Genomic DNA, 23,148 nt, shown 5'->3' with positions numbered 1-23,148 from the left:
CTTTATGCTCGACAACCTGACCCGCAGAACGTTGATGAAAGGCCTTGCCGCCACGGGCCTTGCCGGCGCACTCGGCAGCCGCCTTGCCGTCGCGGCCGATGAACCGCTCGGTATCGCTCTCGTCGTCCCCTCGCCGGTCGGCGATGTCGGCTGGGCTCATGCGCTCGCCGCCGGTCTCGATCCGATCAAAGCTGCCTATGGCGACAAGGTGAAGGTCACCGTCATCGAAAACATTCCCGAAGGCCCGGATGCCGACCGCATCATGAACAAGACGGTCGCCGACGGGAACAAGTTCCTGATCGCCGGCTCCTTCGGCTACCAGAACGGGGCGCTGCAGATTGCCCGCCGGAATCCGGGCGTCACTGTACTGCATGCTTCCGGGTTTCAGGTCGCCCCCAATTTTTCGCCTTTTGCCGCAAAATACTTCCAGGGCACTTATCTGCTCGGCATGGCAGCCGCCGCCCTTTCCAAGACCGGCAAGCTCGGCTCCGTCTCCGCCTTCGCGATTCCCGAACTGATCACCTCCATCAATGCCTTCACGCTTGGCGCTCAGGCCGTCAAACCCGATATCGAAGTTTCGGTCGTCTGGGTGAATTCCTGGTTCGATCCCGCCAAGGAACAGGAGGCCGCAAAAGCTCTCATCGCCCAGAAATGCGATGTGATTTTCTCCAATGCACAGGATACCCCGTCCGTCATCGCAGCCTGCGAGGAAGCCGGCGTCTACGCTTTCAACCTCAACTCGTCGATGAAGAAATACGCGCTGAAAACCTATCTGGGCTGTGTGGCAACCGATTGGTCCCCCTTCTTCAAAGCCTCTGTGGACGCCCATCTCGCCGGCACATTCAAGGGCGCAAACGCCTTTCTGGGCGTCGCCGACAAGGTCGTGGAAGTGGTCGACTGGAATGCCGACATTCCGGCAGACACGATGGCCAGGATCGAGGAGGTCGGAGCCAAGATCGCTGACGGCAGCTTCTCGCCCTTCACCGGGCCGATCACCAAGGCCGACGGCAGCGAGAGCGTCGCTTCCGGCAAGACCATGGCCGATGCCGAGATCGTCGCCATGAACTGGCACGTCAAGGGCGTGACCACGCCGCTGCCGAAGTAAGCCATGTTGCAACCCCTCCTGTCTCTCCGCGGCATCTCCAAGAGTTACGGTGCAATCAGGGCCAATCAGGAGATCGACCTGGACGTGGCTCCGCAGTCGATCCACGCGATCCTCGGAGAGAACGGGGCTGGCAAGTCCACGCTGATGAAGCTCATCTACGGCGTCGAACAGCCAGATGATGGGACCGCTGCCTGGGAAGGAGAACCTTTGAGCCTGGCCTCGCCTGCCGAAGCCAGGCACAGGGGAATCGGCATGGTCTTCCAGCACTTCTCGCTGTTCGAAACCCTGACGGTCGTTGAAAACATCCAGCTCGTCGTGCCAGGCCGGAAGGCCGAGCTGACCGAACGCATCCGCACGCTCGGGCGGGATTTCGGCCTCGAAGTCGACCCCCTTGCCCATGTGCATGCGCTGTCCGTAGGCGAACGGCAGAGGGTCGAAATTATCCGCTGCCTGATGACCAATCCGAAGCTTCTGATCCTCGACGAGCCGACGTCCGTGTTGCCGCCGCAGCTGGTCAACAAGCTCTTCGACACGCTGCGGCGCCTGCGCGATGGCGGCGTCTCCATCCTCTTCATTTCCCACAAGCTGGAGGAGATCCGGGCGGTCTGCGACCGGGCAACCATCCTGCGTGGCGGGCGCGTCACCGGCAATGTCGATCCTCGCGAACACGATACCCACGATCTTGCCCGCATGATGATCGGCCGCGACATGCCGGAGCCTATTCCGGCGCTGCCGCTATCGGGTGGCGAGAGACGGCTCGAAATCATTGGGCTCGACTACACGCCGGACGACCCGTTCGCCGTGCCGCTTTCCGGCATCAGCCTGACGGTGCGGGCCGGCGAGATCCTGGGCATCGCCGGCATTTCGGGCAACGGCCAGAGCGAGCTTTCGGCACTGATCTCGGGCGAAACGGTGCTGAAACGCGAGCAGGCGGACCGCATCTTCATGATGGGCAGGGATGTGGGCACGCTCGATCCCGCCGCCCGCCGTGAGCTGGGCTTCGCCTTCGTGCCCGAAGACCGGCTCGGCCGCGGCGCGGTACCCGAAATGTCGCTCCTGCTCAACAGCCTGCTGACCGCCCATCCGCTGAAGCTCCTGAAACACGGCCTCATCAACAGAGCACGCGCGGCCGCCTTCACCAATGACTGCATCCGCCAATACGATGTACGAACGCGCGGCCCGGATGCCGAAGCGGGTTCGCTTTCCGGCGGAAATCTTCAGAAATTCATCGTCGGGCGCGAGATCATGCTGGCGCCCAAGCTCCTCTTCGTCGCCCAGCCTACCTGGGGGGTCGATGTCGGTGCGGCTTCGGCAATCCGCCAGCGGCTCATCGCGCTGCGCAATGCCGGCATGGCGATCCTCGTCATCTCCGAGGAGCTGGAGGAACTGTTCGAGCTCAGCGATTTCATCCAGGTCCTGCATCACGGCACCTTGAGCCCTCCGCTCCTGGCCCTGAACACGAAGCCGGAGGAGATCGGCCGATACATGATAGGGGCGGAACCTGCAGGCGAGAAGGCCTCCGCATGAACCGCCCCACCCCCGCCCTCCTGCCTACTCTCGTACGTCGGGACCGCGCTTCTCTCACGGCGACCCTGTTTGCTCCGCCCGTGGCGCTGGTGGCGGCCCTTATCCTCAATCTGGGCCTCTATGTGCTCCTGGGTCGCGACCCCGTCGCCGTCGTCCATGCGATGCTCCTCGAACCCTTCCTCTCATGGGCATCATTTTCGGAAGTGCTGCTGAAGACCGGACCGCTGCTCCTCATCGCCCAGGGACTGGCGATCGGCTTCCGTGCCAAGGTCTTCAACATCGGTGCGGAGGGCCAATTCATCCTCGGAGCGATCTTCGCTTCCGCCATCCCGATCTGGTTTCCGCAGGCGACCGGGGCGTGGATCTGGCCGGCCATGCTGTTGCTCGGCGCGATCGGCGGCGCGCTTTGGGCGTCGATCACTGCCTTCTGGCGCGTCAGGCTCAATGCCAACGAGATCCTGGTATCGTTGATGCTGAGCCTGGTGGCGGCGCAATTGCTCTACTACCTGCTGCTCGGACCCTGGAAGGATCCGAACGGCTTCAATTTCCCCCAGTCGGTCATGTTCCAGTACGACGCGATGGTGCCGACCCTGATCCCCGGAACGCGCGTGAACGCCTCACTTCTCATTGCTCTCGCCCTCTCCGCCGCAGCGTGGATCTTCATGCAGAAGAGCTTCATGGGCTACAAGCTGCAGGTCGGTGGACTTGCGCCGCGCGCCGCGGGCTATGCCGGCTTCAACCAGGGCCGGGCAATCTGGCTCTCGCTGCTGATCGGTGGTTTCGCCGCAGGCCTTGCGGGTGCTGCCGAAGTGGCGGGACCGCTCGGCCAGCTGCAGCGGTCGATCTCCACCGGTTACGGCTATGCCGCCATCATTGTCGCCTATCTCGGCGGCCTGCATCCGATCGGCATCGTCGTCTCCGCCTTTTTCATGGCTGCGCTTTATATTGGCGGAGACAATGCCATGGTCTCAGCCAACCTGCCGATCGCCGCCGTGCGCGTCTTCCAGGGCAGCCTCCTGTTCGCCCATCTCGTCGCCATTGCCTTCGTGCGCTACCGCCTCGAGTGGCGTCATGCCGGCCATCGGAGCACATCATGAACGCCATCCAGTTCATCCTTGCGGGCATGCTCGCGGCCGCGACGCCTTTTCTGCTCGCCGCGCTCGGCGAGCTGGTGGTCGAACGCGCCGGCGTACTCAATCTCGGGGTCGAAGGCCTGATGGCACTGGGTGCGGTCATCGCCTTCATCATTGTCTATCACGGCGGCGGGCATATCATCGGCTTCGTCGCTGCAGGCATCTGCAGCGCACTGTTTTCGCTCGTCTTCGCCATCATCGCACTGGTTTTCCGAGCCAATCAGGTGGCGGTGGGCCTTGCGATCGGCATCCTCGGCCAGGGTCTTTCGGCGCTATTCGGCAAAACCTATGAAAGCCTGACGGTCAAGGGCCTGCCGAAGCTCGCCCTGCCCTGGTTTTCAGAGCTGCCGGTCATCGGTGGTCTCTTCACCCAGGATATCGTCGTCTGGTTTTCGCTCGCCGCCACGCTCGCCATCTGGGCAATCTTTACCTTCACCAAGACCGGCCTTGTTATCCGCGCCGTTGGCGAAAATCCAAAAGCTGCGCACGCTATCGGCTATCCGGTAATCCTCGTCCGCATCGCTGCCGTCGCCTTCGGAGGAATGATGGCCGGCTTTGCCGGCGCGTATGCCGCGGTAGTCTATACCCCGCTGTGGGCCGATGGCATGATTGCCGGCCGCGGCTGGATTGCGATCGCGCTCGTGGTTTTCGGCACCTGGCTTACCGGCCGCATCTTTTTCGGCGCCTGCCTCTTCGGCGCGGTTTCCCTCATGGGGCCTGCCGCCCAGGCGACAGGGTTAGACGTACCATCTCAACTGCTTTCCAGCCTGCCATATATCGTCACGATCATCGTGCTCGGGATCATCTCCGCCGATCGCCGCCTTTTAAAGCTCAACGGCGTCGCTTCGCTCGGCGAACCCTTCGAGCGCTAAGGACGAGCCGTGGGATTGTATCCCGCATCGATACGTTCCGGTCGTCCCTCGATCTGCAGTTCGGTGATCTTCGGCACCGTGCGGGCGATGACCTTTCCCCGCCGCAGGACGGCAAGCCTGGTCGGCTTCATGCGCAGGGCCTCGAGCACATCCTCGGCCTGCAATATCACGAGGTCGGCATGGCATCCGACATCGAGGCCATAGTTTTCGAGACCGAGCGCCCGTGCAGAATTGACCGTCAGGGCATCGAAGATTTTCTTCTTGTCCTCCAAACCCGACATCTGCGCGACATGGATCGCCATGTGCCCGACTTCCAGCATGTCGCCCGAGCCCATCGAGTACCAGGGGTCCATCACGCAGTCGTGGCCAAAGGAGACGTTCAGTCCTGCCGCCATCAGTTCGCAGACCCGCGTCATCCCGCGCCGCTTCGGATAGGTGTCGTGACGACCCTGCAGCATGATGTTAATCAGCGGGTTGGGAATGACATTGATCTCCGCCTCCGCCATGAGCGGAATGAGCTTGGAGACATAGTAGTTGTCCATCGAATGCATCGACGTAAGGTGCGAGCCTGCAACGCGTCCCTTGAGCCCGAAGCGGACGGTTTCAGCCGCCAGCGTTTCGATATGCCGGGACATGGGATCGTCGGTCTCGTCGCAGTGCATGTCGACCGGCAGGCCGCGATCGGCAGCGATCCGGCACAGCGCCTCCACCGACATTGCCCCCTCCTGCATCGTCCGCTCGAAATGCGGAATGCCACCGACGATATCGACCCCCATGTCGAGCGCGCGCTCCAGCGATTCCACGCCTTCCGAGGCGCGGTAATAGCCGTCCTGCGGGAAGGCAACGAGCTGCAGGTCGATGTAGGGTGCCACGCGCTCCTTTACCTCCAGCATGGCCTCCACGGTGACGAGACGCGGATCGGAGGTGTCGACATGGGTGCGGATATGCAGAAGCCCCTGGCCGACGGCGAGATCGCAATAAGCCAGCGCACGTTCGACGAGCGCCTCCCGGGTCAGCAACGGACGCAGCTCGCCCCAGAGCGCAATCCCTTCCAGAAGCGTGCCGGAAACGTTCATGCGCGGCAGGCCGAGGGAAAGCGTCGCGTCCATGTGGAAATGCGGATCGACAAAGGACGGGCTGACCAGGCGGTTCGTCGCGTCAATGACCTCGCGCGCCTCCCCCGGCAATCCCACCTCCACGGCAGCGATCTTTTCGCCCGCGATACCGATATCGATGCCCCTGCGCCCGTCCGGGAGGTTGGCATTGCTAATGATCAGGTCGAACATGGAGAACTCCTAGGGCCTCGGTCAGCGCTCGCCGCGCCGATAGGGTTGCATCAGTGCCTGCGGGACACGGGCACGCCGCGCCATCGCGGCAAGCGCCGCGATCGACAGCAGATAAGGGATCATCAGGAATATCTGATAGGGCACCACACCGCTCAGCACCGTCTGAAGACGCAGCTGAAAGGCATCGAAGAAGGCAAAAAGCAGCGCACCGAATAGAGCTCGCTCCGGACGCCACGAAGCAAATACGACGAGCGCGATGCAGATCCAGCCGCGCCCCTGCACCATGGTCGGGAAGAAGCTGTTGAAGGCTGACAGCGTCAGGAAGGCACCGCCGACGCCCATCAGCGCGCTGCCGGCAATGACAGCGCCGTAGCGGATCGCCATGGGATTGATGCCTTGGGCTTCCGCCGCATGCGGATTCTCACCCGTCATGCGGATGGCAAGCCCAACCGGGGTACGCGAGATGAGATAGGCCAGGACGATGGCAAGCACGATCGCGACATAGGTCGGCGCGGTCTGCGTGAAGAAGGCAGGTCCCAGGAAGGGGAGCGAGGAAAGATCCGGAATGTCGATAGGCTTGAAAGGCTCGATGGTCGGCGGCGTGCCGGCGACCGGCACCATCAGCCGGAAGACGTAATAGGCGAAACTCGACGCAAAGAGCGTGACGCCGAGGCCGGAGACGTGCTGCGACAGGCCGAGCGTGACCGTCAGCACAGAATGCAGGAAGCCGAATACGGCACCGCCGAGCGCGGCGATCAATACCCCCGTCCAGAGATCGGCCCCGTTGTAGACCGCCAGCCAGCCGATCATGGCACCAAACGTCATGATCCCCTCGATGCCCAGATTGAGCACGCCCGATCGCTCGGAGAGCAGCGCTCCGAGCGTGCCCAGGATCAGCGGAGTGGCAATACGCAGAACGGCAGCCCAGAGACCGGCAGAGGCAAGGATGTCGATCAGGGCGTTCATCGGCGTATCCTGTATTGCGTGAAGAAGACGGCGATCAGCATGGATAGCAGCGAAAGGGCGACGGTGACGTCCGCGATATAGGTCGGGATGCCCACGCTGCGGCTCATGCCGTCCGCGCCAACGAACATGGCGGCCGTGAAGAGGGCTGCCAGTACGACGCCGAGCGGGTTCAGGTTGGCGAGCATGGCGACGACGATACCTGAATAACCATAACCGGGCGAAAGATCACTGGTCACGTATCCCTTGACGCCCAACACCTCGATCGTGCCGGCGAGGCCGGCAAGGCCGCCGGAAATCATGGCGACGATCACCAGCGTGCGTCCGAGCGGCACCCCAGCAAAGACGGCGCCTGTCGGATTAAGCCCTGCGGCACGTGACCGGACGCCGAAAACAGTACGCGACTGCACGAAATGGATGGCAAAGGCGATCGCGACGGCCATCACCAGACCGATATGCAGGCGCGAGCGTGCCAGAAGTTTCGGCAGACGCGCAGCGGCATCCACCGCCTCCGACTGCGGCCAGCCGAAGGCCAGCGGGTCTTTCAGCACGCCATCGATCAGCATGGAGACAAACAGGAGCGAGACGAAGTTCAGCAGCAGTGTCGTAACGACCTCATCCACCGAAAAGCGCAGCCTCAGCCAGAGCGGTACCAAAAGCAACAGCATCCCGGCTACGGCGCCGATGATGAAGAGCAGCGGAATCTGTGCGGCGGAGGACCAACCGTCGAAGAGCTGGGAGCTTGCAGCGGCAACGGCAATGGCGCCGAGATAGAACTGCCCTTCGCCACCGATATTCCAGAGCCGCGCCCGAAACGCCACCGCTGCTGCAAGGCCGGTCAGGATGAGCGGGCTGGCGCGCGTCAGCGTTTCCGTTACCGAGAGGCGCGAACCGAAAGCACTCGTCAGGATCTTCCAATAGGCTTCGAGCACCGGAGCACCTGCCAATGCGATCAGGACACCGGCAACGGCAAGCGCTGCAGCAATCGCAATCACAGGCGCCGCGATCACAAGCGCTGCCGGTCGATGTTCACGCCTCTCAAACCGCATCGGCCACCTCGCGTCCCTCCCATTCGCCGGCCATCATCAGGCCGAGGCTGCGCGCATCGGCATCCTGCGCATTGACGGGTGGTGAAAGCCTGCCCCCGACGATGGCCTGGATTCTGTCGGCCAGCGCCATGACCTCATCGAGATCTTCGGAGATGAGCAGAACGGCCGTTCCCGCCCGACGGGCCTCCAGAATTCTCTGGTGCACCGCAGCCACCGCACCTTCATCCAAGCCGCGTGCCGGCTGGGCGGCGAGCAGAATGCGCGGGTGCTCGATCAGGTTTCGGCCAAGGATGAGCTTCTGCATGTTGCCGCCGGAAAGCAGCCGGACACGGCTGACCGGCGACCCACCGCGCACATCGAAGGCCTCGATGATCCTGGCGGCAAAGGCGATACCGGCCTTCCGGTCCACAAGTCCCCATCGTGAAAAGCGTGACAGACGTTCAAGGATTGCGTTTTCCCAGATCGTCATCTCACCGATCACGCCCTCCCGGTTGCGATCCTCGGGAATACGGCCGATCCCGCTGGCGACCGCGTCCGCGACCGTGAGGTCGGCTGTTTCCTCGCCGAACAGGAGAAGGGACCCCGCCCTGCGCTGCGCCGTGCCGCTCAGCAACTGCGCAAGCGTCGCCTGACCGTTGCCGGAGACGCCGATGATCCCCAATACCTCGCCGGCGTGCAGCCGGAAGTCCACCGATTTCAGCCGGTCGACACCGCCCGCCCGCACCGTCACGCCGATCGCTTCAAGCACGACCTCGCCCGGAGTCGAGGCGTCGCGCACCGGCCGTTTGACGGTCCGGCCGACCATGAGTTCGGCGAGCTCCGCCTTGCTGGTCTCTCCAGTCTTGCGCTCCGCCACCAACCTGCCGCCGCGCAGCACGACGATCCGGTCGGCCGTCGCCATCACCTCGTCGAGCTTATGCGAGATGAAGATCAGCGATAGCCCCTGCCTCGCCATGTCCTTGAGTGTCGAGAACAGCTTGTCCGCCTCAATCCTGGTGAGCACCGCAGTGGGTTCATCGAGAACGAGTATACGCGCATCGTTATAGAGCGCCTTCAGGATCTCGACCCGCTGCTGCTCGCCCACCGAGAGATCGCCGAGGCGCGCATCCGGATCGACCTTCAATCCGAAACGCCCCGATATCTCCAGAAGCTTCTTGCGCCCGGCGGCGGCATTCGAGGCCGGCAACCAGAGGCTTTCCGTGCCGGTCATGACATTCTCCAGCACCGTGAGGTTGGGCGCCAGCGAGAAATGCTGGTGCACCATGCCGACACCGGCCCGGATTGCCGCCCGCGGCTTGCCGGGCGGCAACTCCTTACCCATGACCGTGACCTTGCCGGTATCCGGCATGTAGTGGCCGAAAAGAATGCTCATCAGCGTCGTCTTGCCGGCGCCGTTCTCGCCAAGCAAGGCGACAATCTCTCCTCTCGCGAGGTTCAGCGAAATATCGTGATTGGCAAGATTGTCGCCAAACCGTTTGCTGATGCTATCAAGTTCGAGCACCGGGCCGGTCATGAATTCAATCCTGCCAAGCGATAACGGTGTTGCCAACGGTCTTCCTTTTCCAGACGGCTTGCAAGGTGAAGAAGCAAGCGGTCGTGGCCCATCGACGCAATCAACTGTACTGGCAGTGGCAGGCCATCGGCATCAGCGCCGAACGGCAGGGTCAGCGCTGGAAAGCCGGTAATGTTGGCTAGCGCGGCAAGCGGCGCGAAATCCGTCATGCGACGGATCTGCAGATCCGGATCGCCGTGGTCGAAAGGCAATGAGCCGAGCGTAAGCGGCGCTGTTGCCAACATCGGCGCCACAAGAAGATCGAAATCCTTGAAGATGTCCCAGAAAGAGCGGCTGGCGTGGACCGCGCCATCCATTGCCGACCACAGCTCGCTACCGGTCATCGCCACGCCACGGCGGATAAAGGCCCTTGTCAGCGGCTCTGCCAGTTCCACGTCAAGTCGGGCGCCCGCGACGTGGGTCGCCAGATTGATGGCAATGATGTCGCGAAGCGCGATCGCACTCGCGGCTACCGGGCCGGCGAAATCTCTCCAACCGAGAGAGACAACAGCGTGGCCATCCTTTTCCAGCGATCTGGCAGCCGCCTCGACGGCTTCGCTGCGGGAGGGGTCGGTCGGATGATCGTTACCCGTTTCGGTGAGAAGTCCGATGCGCAACGGTCCGCGCTTTACAGGGGCCAGTTCCGGGTCGGCGAGAGGACCGCGTACGCCGCCAAGCACGGCTTCGAAGATCATTGCAAGATCGCGAGAGGAACGGCAGACGGCGAGTTCACCGGCAATTCCACCGAGGTGATTGCCGAATCCCGGCCCGGCCGGCATTGCGCCGCGCGTCGCCTTCATGCCCAAAAGCCCGCAACAAGCTGCGGGCACGCGGATCGACCCGCCTGCGTCGGTCGCATGGGCAATCGCGACGATCCCGGCGGCAACCGCTGCCGCGGCCCCTCCAGACGAGCCGCCCGGCGTTCGCAGCGGATCGAGCGGGTTGCGGCAGGTCGGCCCGGCCGCGGGCTCGCAGGACAATGAAAGCCCCATCTCCGGCACGGTGGTCAACCCGAAGAAACAGAGGCCTGCCGCTCGCATGCGGGCGGCTAGGTCGGAGTCCGGACAGTTCTCGTTACCGCGGCTCAACATGCGCGAGCCTGCAGCGACCGGAAGGCCAGCAAAAGGGCCGCCCAGGTCCTTGACGAGGCTGGGCACCCCGATGAAAGGCGCGAAGTTCAGACGATCATCCGCTTGCACCAGCCGTGCATCGATCACCCGCGCCGCTTCAAGCCCGGCTTCGACTTCAAGATGAACGATCGCACCGAGGCCGTCCATCTGCTCCGCACGGTCCAATGCGGCCTGCATGGCCCCGGAAGCAGTAAGGCGACCTTTACGGATCGCCTCCGCCAGTGCCGTAGCATCGTCGGGCATGGAAGCGTCCGCTACTTCGGCTCTTCCATGTTGCGTGGAACCTCGAACGTGCCGGCCTTGATCTCTGCACGCCTGGCTTCCATCGTCGCTTCGGCGTCAGCCGGAGCGACGCCCTTCACAAATGCGATATCGCTGCCACCTTCCTTGAGAAGACCGAATGGTGTGTAGTCCTTACCGACCGGCTTGCCGGCCGCAACATCGGCGAGTGCTGCATTAAGGATCGGACGGAAACCCCAGAGCGCGTTGGCGAAGACAGTGTCAGGGTAACGCGGCGTGTAATCGATCAGCGAGCCAACGGACTTGATGCCACGCGCCTTGGCGGCGTCCGCCGTACCGATCCGCTCACCGAACAGGATATCCGCACCGGCATCGATCTGGGCAAGTCCGGCTTCGCGGGCCTTCGGCGGATCGAAGAAGGTTCCGATGAAGGAAACGAGGAGCTTCGCATCCGGATTGACGGCCTTCACGCCTTCTCCGAAGGCATTGATCAACATGTTGACCTCCGGGATCGGCATGGCGCCGACGGAGCCCACGACATTGCTTTTTGTCATCTTGCCGGCGAGCATACCCGCAAGATAGGCACCGTCATGATTCCAGGTACCGAAGACGCCGAAATTATCTCCGGCCTCCTTGCCGCTCGAACCGAGCACGAAAGCCGTTTCCGGGTAGTCGGCGGCGACTTCGCGGGCTTCGGTTTCGACAGCATAGGCTTCGCCGATGATCAGTTGGTGTCCTTGTTCGGCATATTCGCGCATCGCCCGCGCATAGTCCGTCCCCGACACTCCTTCGGAGAAGACATATTCGATCACGCCCTCCGCCGCGGCGTCCTGTAAAGCCTTGTGAAGGACCGAGTTCCAGGCATTTTCAACAGGTGAGCCATGTATGCCGGCGACATTGATGGGAGCCGCCGCGCGCGCAGCCGATAGGAAAGTTCCGGCACTGAGAACCGCGGCTGAAGCAAGCAACGCACGGCGAGATAGACGTATTTCGGTTGTCATGGCTGAAGCCCCCTCATTTTTGCCGGTTGGTCAAAAATTTCTATGGGCCGCCCAAAACTGTGTCAAGCGATGGAGATGCACAATCCGTAAGCAAAGCACCTAGAGAGCATAGCGGCTGACGGCGTCCCGATCCAGGGACATCCCCCAGCCCGGCGCATCCGGAATGCGGGCTATCCCATCGACAAGCTCTATCCTTTCTTCGTACAGCGGCGCAAACCAGTCCATGTATTCGAGGGAATGGGCCGTCGGTACGTGGGACAGAAGTTGCAGGCTCATCTCCGGGAATAGATGCGGCGAGACCGGCAGGTCGAAGCTTGCCGCCAGCGCGCCGACACGCGCGAATTCGGTCACGCCGCCGACCCTTTGGAGATCCGGTATCAGAATGGAGGCGGCACACGTTCAAATAGCAAAGCTGTTCGACAAGCGATCAAGATCTTCCGAGATTGCCGCCGCTGCCGACTGCAGAATTGGAACATAGCGATCGCAAGCCTCCTGCTCCGAACTGAAAGCCGATTTGAAATAAGTCAGTCCTATGCTCGCTATCACTCGCCCCCCTTGGCCGACGATGGGAACGCCGATGGTATTGGAGTTCTTGGGCTCTACAAGCGACGAGCGTGTTGCATAACCGGCTTCGCGTACCTTTCCGACAAGCCTTTTCAGTTCATTGGGGTGATGGCTCAGCGCGTTCTCCGGATCATCCGACCTCTTAAGAATATCGATGATCATGTCGAACTCGTCCTTGTCGAGAAACGCCAGATATGCCAGCCCAAGTCCGCGCGTAAGCAGGCACAGACGCTTGTTCACGGTGCTGTGGAAGGGGGAGATCAAGCTATCGGGAACCGTGCTGAAGCGAACCACCATCCCGTCATAATCCGGCAGGGCGATCGCGATCGGCCATTTGTGCTTGCGGGTGATCGCGATGGCCCATGCACGCCCCGCCTCCACGACCAGCGGCCCCTTGTGAAAGCCGGAGCTGAGGGACGTCACCAGCGCACTGACGCAGTATCCCCCCTGCCGCACATCATTCTCAACGTATCCTGCATCCTCAAGCGTGCGCAGGATACGCACGAGAGTGGGCTTCGGAAGCTTCGTTCGGGCATGCAGTTGGGCAATCGTGTTGATTGGCTGCAGATTCAGCTCCTGCAAAACATTCATCGCGCGCTCGATTGCTCGAATGCCCATTGATCTTCCTCCCCCTGGAATCGCTGCTACATATTTCGACTGGCGAAATGCGTGGGATGATAGGTTGTCGCTTTCCGGTGTCAAGTTTTAGGGGAGTCCTCGAATGCAAGCAGGGGAATGTCATGGCTTCGACAGACGATGCGAAACGCAACAGGGAAGAAGTGAGACGGCTTATGGCCGGCATAGATGATGCCAGGGCAAATGCCTTGCTGAAGGGCGCCATCGATCTTCACGTTCACTCCGGGCCGTCAACCATGCCTCGGCAGCTCGACCATATGGAGGCGGCCGAGGAAGCCGCGGCGGCAGGGATGCGCGCCATCCTTTTCAAGGATCACCATTATTCGGTTTCCCCGGTCATACCGATGATGGAACGCATTTTCGCAAACCCGGACTTTGCGATGTACAGCGGTCTGGTCCTCAACAATTCCACCGGGGGGCTGAACCCGTTCGTCGTCGATGCGCAACTGAAGATGGGCGCCAAGTTGATCTGGATGCCGACGGCCCAAGCAGCCAACCATATCCGTAGCGCTCACCGCAAGACGCGGCTTGCCTCGAACGTCCAGCTCAGAAACTCGCCGGCCCTGACGGTCGTTGATCCATACGGGGAAATCCTGGACGAGGTGAAGCAGATCCTCGATCTCATTGCCGAATTCGATGTCATCCTGTCCTCGGGTCATCTGCATGTCTGGGAAATCTGGAAGCTCTTCGATGAAGCGCGTGCGCGCGGCGTCAAGCGGCTGCTTGTCAATCATCCGATGTATGGACTGCACTTCACCTATGACGATATCCGCGAACTGGCGCAGCTCGGCGCCCTGATCGAACAGTCTGCCGGGCTCTATGTCGATTCCCGCTTCAACACCTATACGCCGGAAGAGCTCAGGGAACATATTCTTGCAGCCGGCGTCGAACATTCCTCGATCGGCTCGGACCTCGGGCAGGTCGACAATCCCACACCGGTCGAAGGCATGCGTCAAGCCATCAAGCTCTGCCTGGCGCTCGGCTTCACGGACGCGGACGTGCGGACCATGGTGGCAGACAATCCGGCTCGCCTGGTCGGATTGACGTCATGAACCCTTTTGGCATGGCGGATGAGACATGCAAGCCGTCATGATCGAAAGGCCGGGCGGGCCTGAAGTTCTTCGGATCGTCGAACAGCCGCGCCCCCGGCCAAAGGCCGGGGAGGTTCTGATCCGCGTCGCGGCTGCCGGGGTCAATCGCCCCGATGTCCAGCAACGGCGAGGTCTCTATCCACCCCCGCCGAACGCCTCCGAAATCCTCGGTCTCGACGTTGCCGGCATCATCGACGATGTCGGCGAAGGCGTTGACGGGCAATATGTTGGCAACCCCGTCTGCGCGCTCGTCAACGGCGGAGGATATGCAGAGTTTTGCGCCGTCCCGGCTGTGCAATGCATGCCTATTCCGAACGGCTTGAGCTTCATAGAGGGAGCGTCGCTCCCGGAAGTCTTCTTCACGGCCTGGAATAATCTGATCTGGCTTGCCAGGCTGGAACATGGAGAAACGCTGCTGATCCATGGCGGGACGAGCGGGGTCGGTATGGCGGGCATCCAGATCGCCAGACATCTTCGCGGTGCGACGGTTTTCGCCACCGCAGGCACCGAAGAGAAGCGGGCCGTCTGCAAGGCCATCGGCGCCCAAGCAGCCGTCGATTACCGCGGCGCCTGGGACGAGGGCATCCGGGCGTTGACGGGTGGCGAGGGCGTCGATGTCATCCTCGACGGCCAGGCCGGGGCCAACACGCAGCGCCAGTTGGATCTGCTGAAATACGACGGTCGGCTCGTCTTCATCGCCAGCCATCAAGGCAGTACAGCCGAGGTGAATATCCGCACGCTCGTGCGCCGCCGGTTGACGATAACCGGATCGACGCTCCGGCCACGCCCTCCTGCCTACAAGGGGCGGCTCGCCAGAGAACTGGTCGACCACGTCTGGCCGTTGTTTGAGGATGGGCGCATCACGACCCGTATCCACAAAGTCGTTCCATTCACCGAAGTGCAGGAAGCCCATCATATCCTGGACGAAAACCAGCAGATCGGGAAAGTGGTCCTGGCTGTGGACCCGGCGCTTGCCGCAACCGTTCCCTCATCCGGCAAGCGATTTTGATGTTCAAGGTGGTAGCCGCCGACATTCGAGGCGAAAGCCGGCGGCAATCTCTTTAACGATGGGGCATTGGATAATCGTTCTCGTTGAGCACCCAACCCGGCTTTTCCGAAAAATCGAAACGGGGTGGAGCGAAGATATCGACCAGTTGGTTGACGCCTGTTCCTTCGGCGGTGGTCGTATGGATGGCCGGCGGCGGAATGACGCAGATCGAGGGCGACTCGCAATAGAGATGTTCGTCCTCGCGCCAGATGTTCATGTTCGTCGTCCACGGCCAGCGCAGATGGTGCGTGAAGGTACCGCTCAGCGCCAGGGAGCACTGCTCGAAATCGTCGTGATGATGCGGTGAGACCTTGTCCCGCTCGCGCGGGCCGATACGCGGCACGAGGTAGTTGATCATGAACGTCGTGCAACGGTAGATCCGGCCGAACCGTGAAGGATCGTCAGGGACGTCCAGAGTGTACCATTTCAGCTTGAGGCCGCCGGGAGGTTCGGGCCAGGCTTCGAACGGCGGCACATTGGGATGCGGCCCGCGATACGCGTCAGCATTCGAGGCGGCCTCCGCCAAATCCGTCGACTTCGGCGTGAAGAGCCGGACGATGCTGCCGGCGGTCAGCATCCGGATGGAGCTCTTGCCCGGTGGCACGAAGGCGACCGAATAGCCGGGCACGGTCGTGGTACCCTCGGCGGTGGTGATTTCGACCGAAGTCTCCTTGTCCGGAATGATGACGGCATATTCGTCGGGCTGCGCGTCGCGGGAGAAGGCGCCGCCTTCCTTGCCTTTGGTATAGGCGACGACGAAGTTCTGGCCTCGACTGATCCAGGTATCTCCATTGGCGTCCTTGATGTGGGGCTTTTCCTTGTAGAACAGCCCCAGCTGCGAACCACAATAGCTGCTGTGGACCCTGGCGCCCGCCGGCTTCGCATTGCCCAGCAGGCTGGATCGTGGGTCGTTCCGATCGTACATCCGTTCCTCCGCTTGTCTTTGTCGAAATGTCGGTAGAGCCCAAAGCCGCAGGCCAGGCGCGCGGATCAGCCGCTGCGCCCGGCCCCCTAGCCGGCTTTGGGAACCTGTCTCTTCAGTCCCAGGATTTCGCGCGCCTCGCCGGGAGTTGCGACGGTGCCGCCGAGTTCCTTCAGGATGCGCACGGCCTTCCTGACGAGCACGGTATTGCTTTCGGCGAGCACGCCTTTTTCGAGGTAGATATTGTCCTCCAACCCGACCCTGACGTGGCCACCCAGAAGCCAAGCCTGCGCGAGCATGGGAAATTCCCAGCGTCCGACACCGAAAGCCGCCCAATGCGAACCAACCGGAAGCAGTGATTTCATGTAGAGAAGGGTCTCTGGCGTGGCGATCGCACCGTAGCGGACGCCGAGCACGATCTGGAAGAGCGCCGGCGCATCAAGCCGCCCTTCCTGAATGAAATGGTTGGCGAGCTGGATATCGCCCGTGTCAAAGACTTCGAGCTCGGGGAGGACGCCTGAATCGCGAATAATATCGGCCATGACGGCGAGATTGCGCGGCGTATTGATGACCACCGACGAGCCGGAATACATCGTGTTGAAGTCGAGGCTGCAGATTTCGGGCCTCAGCGCCGCGATATGCTCGACACGTCGCACCGGCGGCATAAGAGTGGTGCCCGGTGCAGCGACGCTCGGATCGTCGTCGCTGGGGATGAAGCGACCGCCGGGGCCGGTGGTGAGATTGATGATGACGTCCTCTTCGGCGGCGCGCAGACGTTCGACGACCTCCCGGTAATGCGCCAATTCCATGCTCGGACGCCCATCCGGATGCCTGACGTGGATGTGGACGATCGCCGCACCGGCGCGCACCGCATCCAGACAGGCATCGGCGATCTGTTCCGGTGTTATCGGCAGATAGGGTGTCTGGGAGGGGCTGGTTATATTGCCGGTGACGGCGCAACTGATAATCGTTGGATCGGCCAAAGCTCTCGCTTTCCTCATTGGGCGCGGTCAGAGCTGACCTCGCACTGTCATGAAGCTCTGGCTCGCATCCAACGTCGCTGACCTCAATCGTTATCACCGGCCGTTTCGCGAGAAGAAACGCAAGGTGGAAAGGCTGTGTTTCGCAGCGAGAAACGTCGCGGCAATTGGCTTCGTGCTCTGCAAAGGAGCCGCTAGGAACGGCTAACGAAAGGCAGCCATATGACAGAACAGCGTCCCGACTTCACGACATTCCGCGAACGATTACTGACGCGCCAGCGAATGTTCGGCACATTCCTCAAGCTCCCGACGACGCAGGTCATCGAGATTCTCGGAACGATCGGATACGATTTTGTCGTCATCGATCAGGAGCATGCGCCGCTCGATCGCAACATCACGGACCTTATGATTTTTGCCGCCAGGGCCTCCAACATCGCACCTCTGGTCCGTGTCGGCGAATTCACGGATGCGAACATTCTGTCCGCGCTCGACTGCGGCGCGATGGGCATCATGGTTCCCCACGTGACCACCGTGGAAAAAGCACAGGCAATAGCCCGCAGTTGCCGTTATGCGGGCGGCAATCGCGGTTTTGCGGGACTGACTCGGGCTGGCATGTGGGGCAGCGTTGGCGGCATCCGCCATATGGCTCAGCAGGACCGCCAGATTGCCTGCATCGCCATGATCGAGGATGTCGAAGCGGTCGATCGCGCCGAGGAGATTGCCGCGGTGGATGGTATCGACGCCCTGTTCATCGGCCGGGGCGACCTGACCGCATCCTTTGGCGACGACCCGCAGGCACAGGCCAAGGTCGCCGAAATCAGCAGGAAGGTTGCCGCTGCGGCCCAAAAGGCCAACGTCCCGCTGCTGATGCTGCCTACCAGCAAGGCCGATCTTGCCTTCGCAAGGGAACTCGGCGCCTCGGCTATCCTTCTGTCCAGCGACCACGGCTTCATCCGCTCGGCGGCAAGCGCAACGCTCGCGGATTATTCCGATTGAGAAAGTCAGCGGTCGCTTACGCACTGAACCGGCGGGACTTGCCGGCGGCGATCCGTGAGATTTGCTGACATGATCGTGTGCAAAAGAAACCGCTGGCGTGGAACCATATAATCACATCAAACTGTTGAAGGCTTCGGTTGCCGCGGAAATGCGGGAAGTCTGTCGGGGAGAAACATGACTGCCATCGAAATTCCGGAGTTGACGATCCCGAAAGTGGCCCTCGTCACCGGTGGAAACAGCGGGATCGGACGGGCGATTGCCGCGCGCCTCGCCAGCATGGGTACAACCATCGTGGTCGGCTATAACAGCCGCCGCGAGATGGCGGATGAGGTCGTGGGCGCGCTTCAAGGCAGCGGGCATTTCGCCATACGTATCGCCATCGATGACGCAACCTCCGTCGCCGCCGCCGCCGCCGTGGTCCGTGAACGGTTCGACGGTCTTGACGCCTTGATCAATTGCGGCGGTGCGACAACACCCGTCGCCGCCAATGATCTCGATGCTCTGACCGATGAAATTTTCGACCGTGCCGTCGCGATAAATTTAAGAGGCCCCTTTGCCATGGTTCGCGCTTTCCGGCCGCTGCTTGAACGCAGAGACAGTGCAGTCATCGTCAACATTTCCTCCATTGCCGCGCGGACAGGTGTCGGAAGCAGCCTTGCCTATGTCGCGGCAAAAGGCGGGCTGGATGCGCTTACCATCGCGCTTGCCAAGGTGCTGGCACCGAAAATCCGCGTCTTCTCCGTTTCACCCGCCGGAGTCGATACGGATTTCGTTCCGCATCGTACCCGTGACCAACTTCAGAAAACCGCAGAAAGACTTCCTCTCGGAAAAGTCACGACCCCCGACGACGTCGCACGGGCGGTGATCGCCTGTATCGTCAACCTCACCAGCTCGACCGGGATTGTCGTTCCGGTGGACGAGGGCCGTCGCCTCTAGCAATTGAAGGACGCAATCTCTCACGTCGTTCGGATCAAGCTCCAGCCGCAGCTTCGCGCCTCGCTCTTCGTCTGACGAAACATACTCATTTATCAGGTTGCCAGCATACAGCAGTCCTGAATTGATAGTGACATGGACAACTTGCGACGTTTCTTACGAGCATTCGGCCGCTTGCCGAGCGAATCTTCTGACGCCGAGTTGTGATAGAATGATCACTTCTTCTTATGGTGTCGGGAGGACCTCAGATGAAGCTAAGCCAAGACGTTTTGCTTGGACTCTTTTTTTCAGTCATCGGTGCCGTGTCGGCATGGATCGCGTGCAGCTATCCCTTCGGCACCTCCAGTCGGATGGGACCCGGCTATTTTCCAATCATCGTCTCGAGCTTGCTCTTGTTTACAGGCCTTCTCGTTCTCTTTCGCGCGCGGTTGGCCGGATCCGGGTCGATACCGACGATCCGGTGGAGGCCGCTCGTTCTCGTGCCGGTCGCGATCCTGATTTTCGGCCTGATGATGGAGAAACTCGGGCTGCCGCTTGCCGTCCTCCTGCTGGTGATCTTGAGCGCTGCGGCGAGCGTCAAATTCCGGCTCGATTGGAAAGCCTTCGCAGGTTCTCTCGTCTTTGCGGGACTCTGCTCCGTTGTCTTCGTCGAACTGCTCGGCCTCCCCATACCAATCATCGGGAACTGGCTGCAGGGTCTTGGTTTCTAGTCGGTTCACGGGTTTGACATGGATATATTCAACGGACTTCTTCTGGGCCTTTCGACTGCAACCACGCTATCGAACTTCGCCTATTGTTTTTTCGGCGTACTTCTCGGCACCGCAGTCGGCGTTCTGCCCGGCCTGGGGCCGATCGCCACTATTTCGATGCTCCTGCCCTTTACGTTCGGACTGCCGGTGGATACGGCGCTGATCATGCTCGCGGGCATCTTCTATGGCTCGCAATACGGAGGCTCCACGACGGCCATTCTGATGAACCTCCCTGGGGAGGCCTCGTCCGTTGTCACGACACTTGACGGCCATGAAATGGCCAAGCAGGGCAAGGCCGGGCGCGCATTGGCAGCCGCCGCGATCGGCAGTTTCTTCGCCGGCACCGTGGGCACACTTTTTATCGTGATTTCGGCACCTCTGCTGGCAAGCCTTGCCCTTACCTTCGGTCCTGCGGAGTATTTCTCGCTTATCGTGCTCGGCCTCATCACCTCTATGGTGCTGGCCAGCGGATCGTTGCTGACGGCTTTCGGCATGGCGCTGTTCGGTGTCATTCTCGGCCTGGTAGGAACCGACGTCAATTCAGGTGCCGCGCGCTATACATTTGGCACGCCTTATCTGCTCGACGGGCTGGATTTCGTCATCGTCGCCACGGGCATATTCGGCCTCGGCGACGTTCTCGCAAACCTGGAGAATGAACACAAACGGATAGCCAGCGTGACGCACGTCACCAGCTTGTTCCCGACCCGGGAGGACTGGCGCCGGATGTCCATGCCGATCTTGCGCGGCACCGGCATCGGGGTGCTGCTGGGCGTGTTGCCGGGCGCCGGCGTCTTGCTTGCATCCTTCTCGGCCTATGCGCTGGAGAAGAAGATCTCGCATCGCCCGGAGGAATTCGGTAGAGGCGCGATCGAAGGTGTCGCGGCACCCGAGGCGGCGAACAACGCCGCGGCGCAGACCTGTTTCATTCCGATGCTGACGCTCGGGCTTCCCGGAACCGCGACCATGGCCCTGATGATCGGAGCACTGGTCGTTCAGGGCGTCCAGCCGGGTCCCGATATCCTCTCTCAACAGCCGGCACTGTTCTGGGGCCTTGTCGTGTCCATGTGGTTCGGCAACCTGATGCTGCTGTTCCTGAACCTTCCACTGGTCGGCTTGTGGGCAAAGCTGATCTCGGTACCCTACCATTTCCTGTTTCCGACGATCTGCGTCTTCATCGCAATCGGCGTCTACAGCATCAACAACAGCGTCTTCGACGTATACATGATGGCCTTGTTCGGCGTGCTGGGATACTTCTTCAAAAAAACAGGAGCGGAACCCGCGCCTCTGATCCTGGCCATGATCCTAGGCCCGATGGCCGAAGAGTACCTGCGTCGGGCACTTTTGATCTCCCATGGGGACGCAAGCGTCTTCTTCACAAGCCCCGTGAGTCTCGGGACGCTGACCGTCGCTGCCCTCCTGCTCCTGTCGATCGTGTCCCCACGCTTCCGAAAAGTGCGTGAGGAAGGGTTGCAGGAAGCCGACTGACGGACGGTCTTCAGTTCTCCGGCACCTTTTCTCATCGGCGGAGCCCAGCCATTGACCGACGCACGAACCCAGCCCCAGGAGCAACCCATGCAGCAGGACAGCAACAGTCGCCTTCAGGCCCTTCTTGATCGCGAAGAACTCTTCGATCTCGTGCGCCGTGAGCGCTTTGCACGCGATCAACGCCGCTTTGACGTCATGAGCGCGTGCTTCCATCGCGACGCCTATGTCCGCACGAGCTGGTATGACGGACGCGGAGGTGAGGCGTATGTGGACGCCACCCGCCAATGGATGAGCACGACGGGCAACAGCAAGCACTGGGTGTTTCCCGCGTTCGCCCAAGTGGCCGGTGATCGGGCAACAGTGGAAAGCCCGGCGATGATCTTCAACCGTGCGACGATGAGCAGCGTCGAGGTTGATTTTCACGTCTTCTGCCGATTCTTCTCACGCGCCGTGCGGGAATCCGGAACCTGGAAGCTATTCAGCTTCGAGGTTCTGTTCGAGAGAGACGTTATGAAGCCCGTCAATCCATCCGAAGCGCTTCCTGTTGACTGGGTGCTCCTGTCGACGATGCGGCCGTCTTACAAGTTCCTGGCATATATCCAGCACACGCGAGGGGTGAAGGTTAACCCCGACTTGCTGGGTGACGATCGGCCGGATCAGCTCGCCGCATTTCACGCGCGGGAAGAACTATGGCTCGCAGGGGAGGACTGACAGCCGTTCGTGCATATGAAGGTGCTACCGTTTCAAGAGGCGGAATGACCATAGTCAGCAGTTCTTTGGAGAGACCGGACAGGCTAAGTCTTGTCAGAATGAAGCTCGATCAAAAACGAGCGGGAGGAGGAGTGAGGATGAACAGACGTGAATTTATCGTGCTCGGGGGAACAGCCGCCGTGCTGGCTTCCAGCAAAATCGCGCTGGCTGATAAATGGCCGAGCAAATCGGTCATGGTAATCTCGGCCTACCCTCCGGGTGGCACAAGCGACATCGTCGCCCGTCTTGTGGCCGATCTCCTGACGGCAAAGTTCGGTCAGCAGTTCGTCATCGCGAACGTGGCCGGCGCGGCTGGCGCCCTCGCAGGCGGCAAACTCGCGCGCTCGGCGCCGGACGGCTACACAATCCTCGTCAGCGGCAGCGCGCCGATTGCCGCCAACAAGGTGGTGCAGGCGAACCTTGCCTACGATCCGCAGGTTGACTTCACCCCGATTACCGTCGTCGCGGAAAGCCCTGCGCTGCTCACCGCGAGCTCCAATGCGCCCGCGAAGTCGCTTCAGGAACTGATCTCCTATGCGAAAGCCAACCCTGGAAAGGTCAATATCGGAAATCCAGGCGCGGGGACCAAGGGCCATATCTGTGCTGCGATCATCAGTCTCCAGACCGGTGTGGAAATCAACCACATCCCCTATAAGGGGTCGCCGCCGCTGCTGGCCGATCTGCTGGGAGGACATATCGACTTCGCGATCGATGCTCCGTCGAATTACCTTCCGCACATCAAGGGTGGGAAAATCCATGGGGTTGCCGTGACGTCGGCAAAACGCATCGGCGAGATACCTGAGGTGCAGACCGTCGCGGAACAGGGCCTTGACGGCTACAATCAGGCCCTCTGGTTCGGCGCCGTCGGTCCGAAGGGCATGTCCCCGGAGATCGTGACCGCCATTCACCAGGCCATCAAGGAATGGAGCGATACACCCGCGGCAAAGGAAAAGCTGACATCGCTCGGCCTCACTCCCGTTGTCAATTCACCCGAGGAGATGCGTGGTTCGATCGAGCGCGAAATCGAGTCGATCAGACCGCTGGTCGAGGCGGGACTTGTTCAACCGAGCTGATTGCGACTTGATTGAGCGGCAGAAGGCGGCCGGAACGGGGAAGCCGGATGTCCGGCTCGGGGT

General features: G+C 61.4%; 22 protein-coding genes. 12 read left to right on the top strand and 10 right to left on the bottom strand.

Annotated features, from left to right (window positions below; all coding sequences use genetic code 11):
* Positions 1 to 4 precede the first annotated feature (4 nt).
* Genes JL39_RS15065 through JL39_RS15050 form a run of 4 tightly spaced genes read left to right on the top strand, consistent with a single transcriptional unit; the run spans position 5 to position 4,637 of the window.
* Entirely contained in the window at positions 5 to 1,105 is a 1,101-nt protein-coding gene (locus JL39_RS15065; RefSeq protein WP_037152027.1) for a BMP family ABC transporter substrate-binding protein, read from the top strand.
* A 3-nt stretch (positions 1,106 to 1,108) separates the two neighbouring features.
* Entirely contained in the window at positions 1,109 to 2,632 is a 1,524-nt protein-coding gene (locus JL39_RS15060; protein WP_037152025.1) for an ABC transporter ATP-binding protein, read from the top strand.
* Positions 2,629 to 3,729 carry an ABC transporter permease gene (locus JL39_RS15055; RefSeq protein ID WP_037152023.1) on the top strand — a complete coding sequence of 367 codons (1,101 nt, stop codon included), beginning with the start codon at positions 2,629 to 2,631 and terminating at the stop codon, positions 3,727 to 3,729. Before JL39_RS15060 ends, JL39_RS15055 begins: the two co-directional genes overlap by 4 nt.
* Positions 3,726 to 4,637, top strand: coding sequence for an ABC transporter permease (locus JL39_RS15050; RefSeq protein WP_037152021.1), 912 nt, complete (start codon positions 3,726 to 3,728; stop codon positions 4,635 to 4,637). The genes JL39_RS15055 and JL39_RS15050 overlap by 4 nt, the downstream gene beginning before the upstream one ends.
* On the opposite strand, the gene JL39_RS15045 is transcribed toward JL39_RS15050, so the two are convergent.
* From JL39_RS15045 to JL39_RS15010, 8 genes are all read right to left on the bottom strand, one after another.
* The gene (locus tag JL39_RS15045) at positions 4,634 to 5,923 is read right to left on the bottom strand and encodes an amidohydrolase family protein (RefSeq protein WP_037152019.1); all 1,290 of its coding nucleotides are present in this window, start codon (positions 5,921 to 5,923) and stop codon (positions 4,634 to 4,636) included. The genes JL39_RS15050 and JL39_RS15045 overlap by 4 nt on opposite strands.
* Before the next feature lie 21 nt (positions 5,924 to 5,944).
* Positions 5,945 to 6,889, bottom strand: a complete 945-nt coding sequence (locus JL39_RS15040; protein WP_037152017.1) for an ABC transporter permease — start codon at positions 6,887 to 6,889, stop codon at positions 5,945 to 5,947.
* The gene (locus JL39_RS15035) at positions 6,886 to 7,935 is read right to left on the bottom strand and encodes an ABC transporter permease (RefSeq protein ID WP_037152015.1); all 1,050 of its coding nucleotides are present in this window, start codon (positions 7,933 to 7,935) and stop codon (positions 6,886 to 6,888) included. Before JL39_RS15035 ends, JL39_RS15040 begins: the two co-directional genes overlap by 4 nt.
* Positions 7,925 to 9,448 (bottom strand): ABC transporter ATP-binding protein, encoded by a 1,524-nt coding sequence (locus JL39_RS15030; RefSeq protein ID WP_037152013.1) that lies wholly within the window; start codon positions 9,446 to 9,448, stop codon positions 7,925 to 7,927. Before JL39_RS15030 ends, JL39_RS15035 begins: the two co-directional genes overlap by 11 nt.
* Positions 9,445 to 10,860, bottom strand: a complete 1,416-nt coding sequence (locus JL39_RS15025; protein WP_037152011.1) for an amidase — start codon at positions 10,858 to 10,860, stop codon at positions 9,445 to 9,447. The genes JL39_RS15030 and JL39_RS15025 overlap by 4 nt, the downstream gene beginning before the upstream one ends.
* 11 nt (positions 10,861 to 10,871) lie before the next feature.
* Positions 10,872 to 11,858, bottom strand: coding sequence for a BMP family protein (locus tag JL39_RS15020; protein ID WP_037152008.1), 987 nt, complete (start codon positions 11,856 to 11,858; stop codon positions 10,872 to 10,874).
* Positions 11,859 to 11,957: 99 nt separating this feature from the next.
* Positions 11,958 to 12,239, bottom strand: coding sequence for an enolase C-terminal domain-like protein (locus JL39_RS15015; protein WP_280114088.1), 282 nt, complete (start codon positions 12,237 to 12,239; stop codon positions 11,958 to 11,960).
* Positions 12,240 to 12,257: 18 nt separating this feature from the next.
* Positions 12,258 to 13,040, bottom strand: coding sequence for a helix-turn-helix domain-containing protein (locus tag JL39_RS15010; RefSeq protein WP_037152004.1), 783 nt, complete (start codon positions 13,038 to 13,040; stop codon positions 12,258 to 12,260).
* 122 nt (positions 13,041 to 13,162) lie between these two features.
* On the opposite strand from JL39_RS15010, the gene JL39_RS15005 reads away from it, so the two are divergent.
* Positions 13,163 to 14,110, top strand: a complete 948-nt coding sequence (locus tag JL39_RS15005; RefSeq protein ID WP_052182881.1) for a DUF6282 family protein — start codon at positions 13,163 to 13,165, stop codon at positions 14,108 to 14,110.
* 25 nt (positions 14,111 to 14,135) lie between these two features.
* A complete protein-coding gene (locus tag JL39_RS15000) occupies positions 14,136 to 15,158 on the top strand; it encodes an NAD(P)H-quinone oxidoreductase (protein WP_037152000.1) in 1,023 nt (340 codons plus the stop codon).
* A 52-nt stretch (positions 15,159 to 15,210) separates the two neighbouring features.
* Here the strand turns inward: JL39_RS15000 and JL39_RS14995 are convergent, their stop codons facing one another.
* Both JL39_RS14995 and JL39_RS14990 read right to left on the bottom strand, forming a co-directional pair.
* Positions 15,211 to 16,122, bottom strand: a complete 912-nt coding sequence (locus JL39_RS14995) for a hypothetical protein (RefSeq protein WP_037151998.1) — start codon at positions 16,120 to 16,122, stop codon at positions 15,211 to 15,213.
* Between the two features lie 86 nt (positions 16,123 to 16,208).
* Positions 16,209 to 17,102: a 3-keto-5-aminohexanoate cleavage protein gene (locus tag JL39_RS14990; RefSeq protein ID WP_200883960.1), complete on the bottom strand. Its 894-nt coding sequence runs from the start codon at positions 17,100 to 17,102 to the stop codon at positions 16,209 to 16,211.
* Positions 17,103 to 17,321: 219 nt separating this feature from the next.
* On the opposite strand from JL39_RS14990, the gene JL39_RS14985 reads away from it, so the two are divergent.
* The 6 genes from JL39_RS14985 (at position 17,322) to JL39_RS14960 (ending at position 23,085) form a co-directional block, all read left to right on the top strand.
* On the top strand, positions 17,322 to 18,095 hold the full coding sequence (locus JL39_RS14985; protein WP_037151992.1) for an aldolase/citrate lyase family protein: 774 nt from the start codon (positions 17,322 to 17,324) through the stop codon (positions 18,093 to 18,095).
* A 174-nt stretch (positions 18,096 to 18,269) separates the two neighbouring features.
* Complete coding sequence (locus JL39_RS14980) at positions 18,270 to 19,031, top strand: SDR family oxidoreductase (RefSeq protein ID WP_037151989.1); 762 nt, start codon at positions 18,270 to 18,272, stop codon at positions 19,029 to 19,031.
* A 224-nt stretch (positions 19,032 to 19,255) separates the two neighbouring features.
* Complete coding sequence (locus tag JL39_RS14975) at positions 19,256 to 19,738, top strand: tripartite tricarboxylate transporter TctB family protein (RefSeq protein WP_081952852.1); 483 nt, start codon at positions 19,256 to 19,258, stop codon at positions 19,736 to 19,738.
* A gap of 18 nt (positions 19,739 to 19,756) precedes the next feature.
* On the top strand, positions 19,757 to 21,262 hold the full coding sequence (locus tag JL39_RS14970; RefSeq protein WP_037151986.1) for a tripartite tricarboxylate transporter permease: 1,506 nt from the start codon (positions 19,757 to 19,759) through the stop codon (positions 21,260 to 21,262).
* Between the two features lie 87 nt (positions 21,263 to 21,349).
* Positions 21,350 to 21,973, top strand: coding sequence for a nuclear transport factor 2 family protein (locus JL39_RS14965; protein WP_037151982.1), 624 nt, complete (start codon positions 21,350 to 21,352; stop codon positions 21,971 to 21,973).
* Positions 21,974 to 22,110: 137 nt separating this feature from the next.
* Positions 22,111 to 23,085 carry a tripartite tricarboxylate transporter substrate binding protein gene (locus JL39_RS14960; protein ID WP_052182879.1) on the top strand — a complete coding sequence of 325 codons (975 nt, stop codon included), beginning with the start codon at positions 22,111 to 22,113 and terminating at the stop codon, positions 23,083 to 23,085.
* Positions 23,086 to 23,148: the final 63 nt, after the last annotated feature.

Origin of the sequence: Rhizobium sp. YS-1r (assembly GCF_000757525.1) — a bacterium.
GTDB classification, from domain to species: Bacteria; Pseudomonadota; Alphaproteobacteria; order Rhizobiales; family Rhizobiaceae; genus Neorhizobium; species Neorhizobium petrolearium.
Note: the sequence above shows the minus strand (reverse complement) of the source record. Positions and strands in the feature narration are given on the sequence as shown.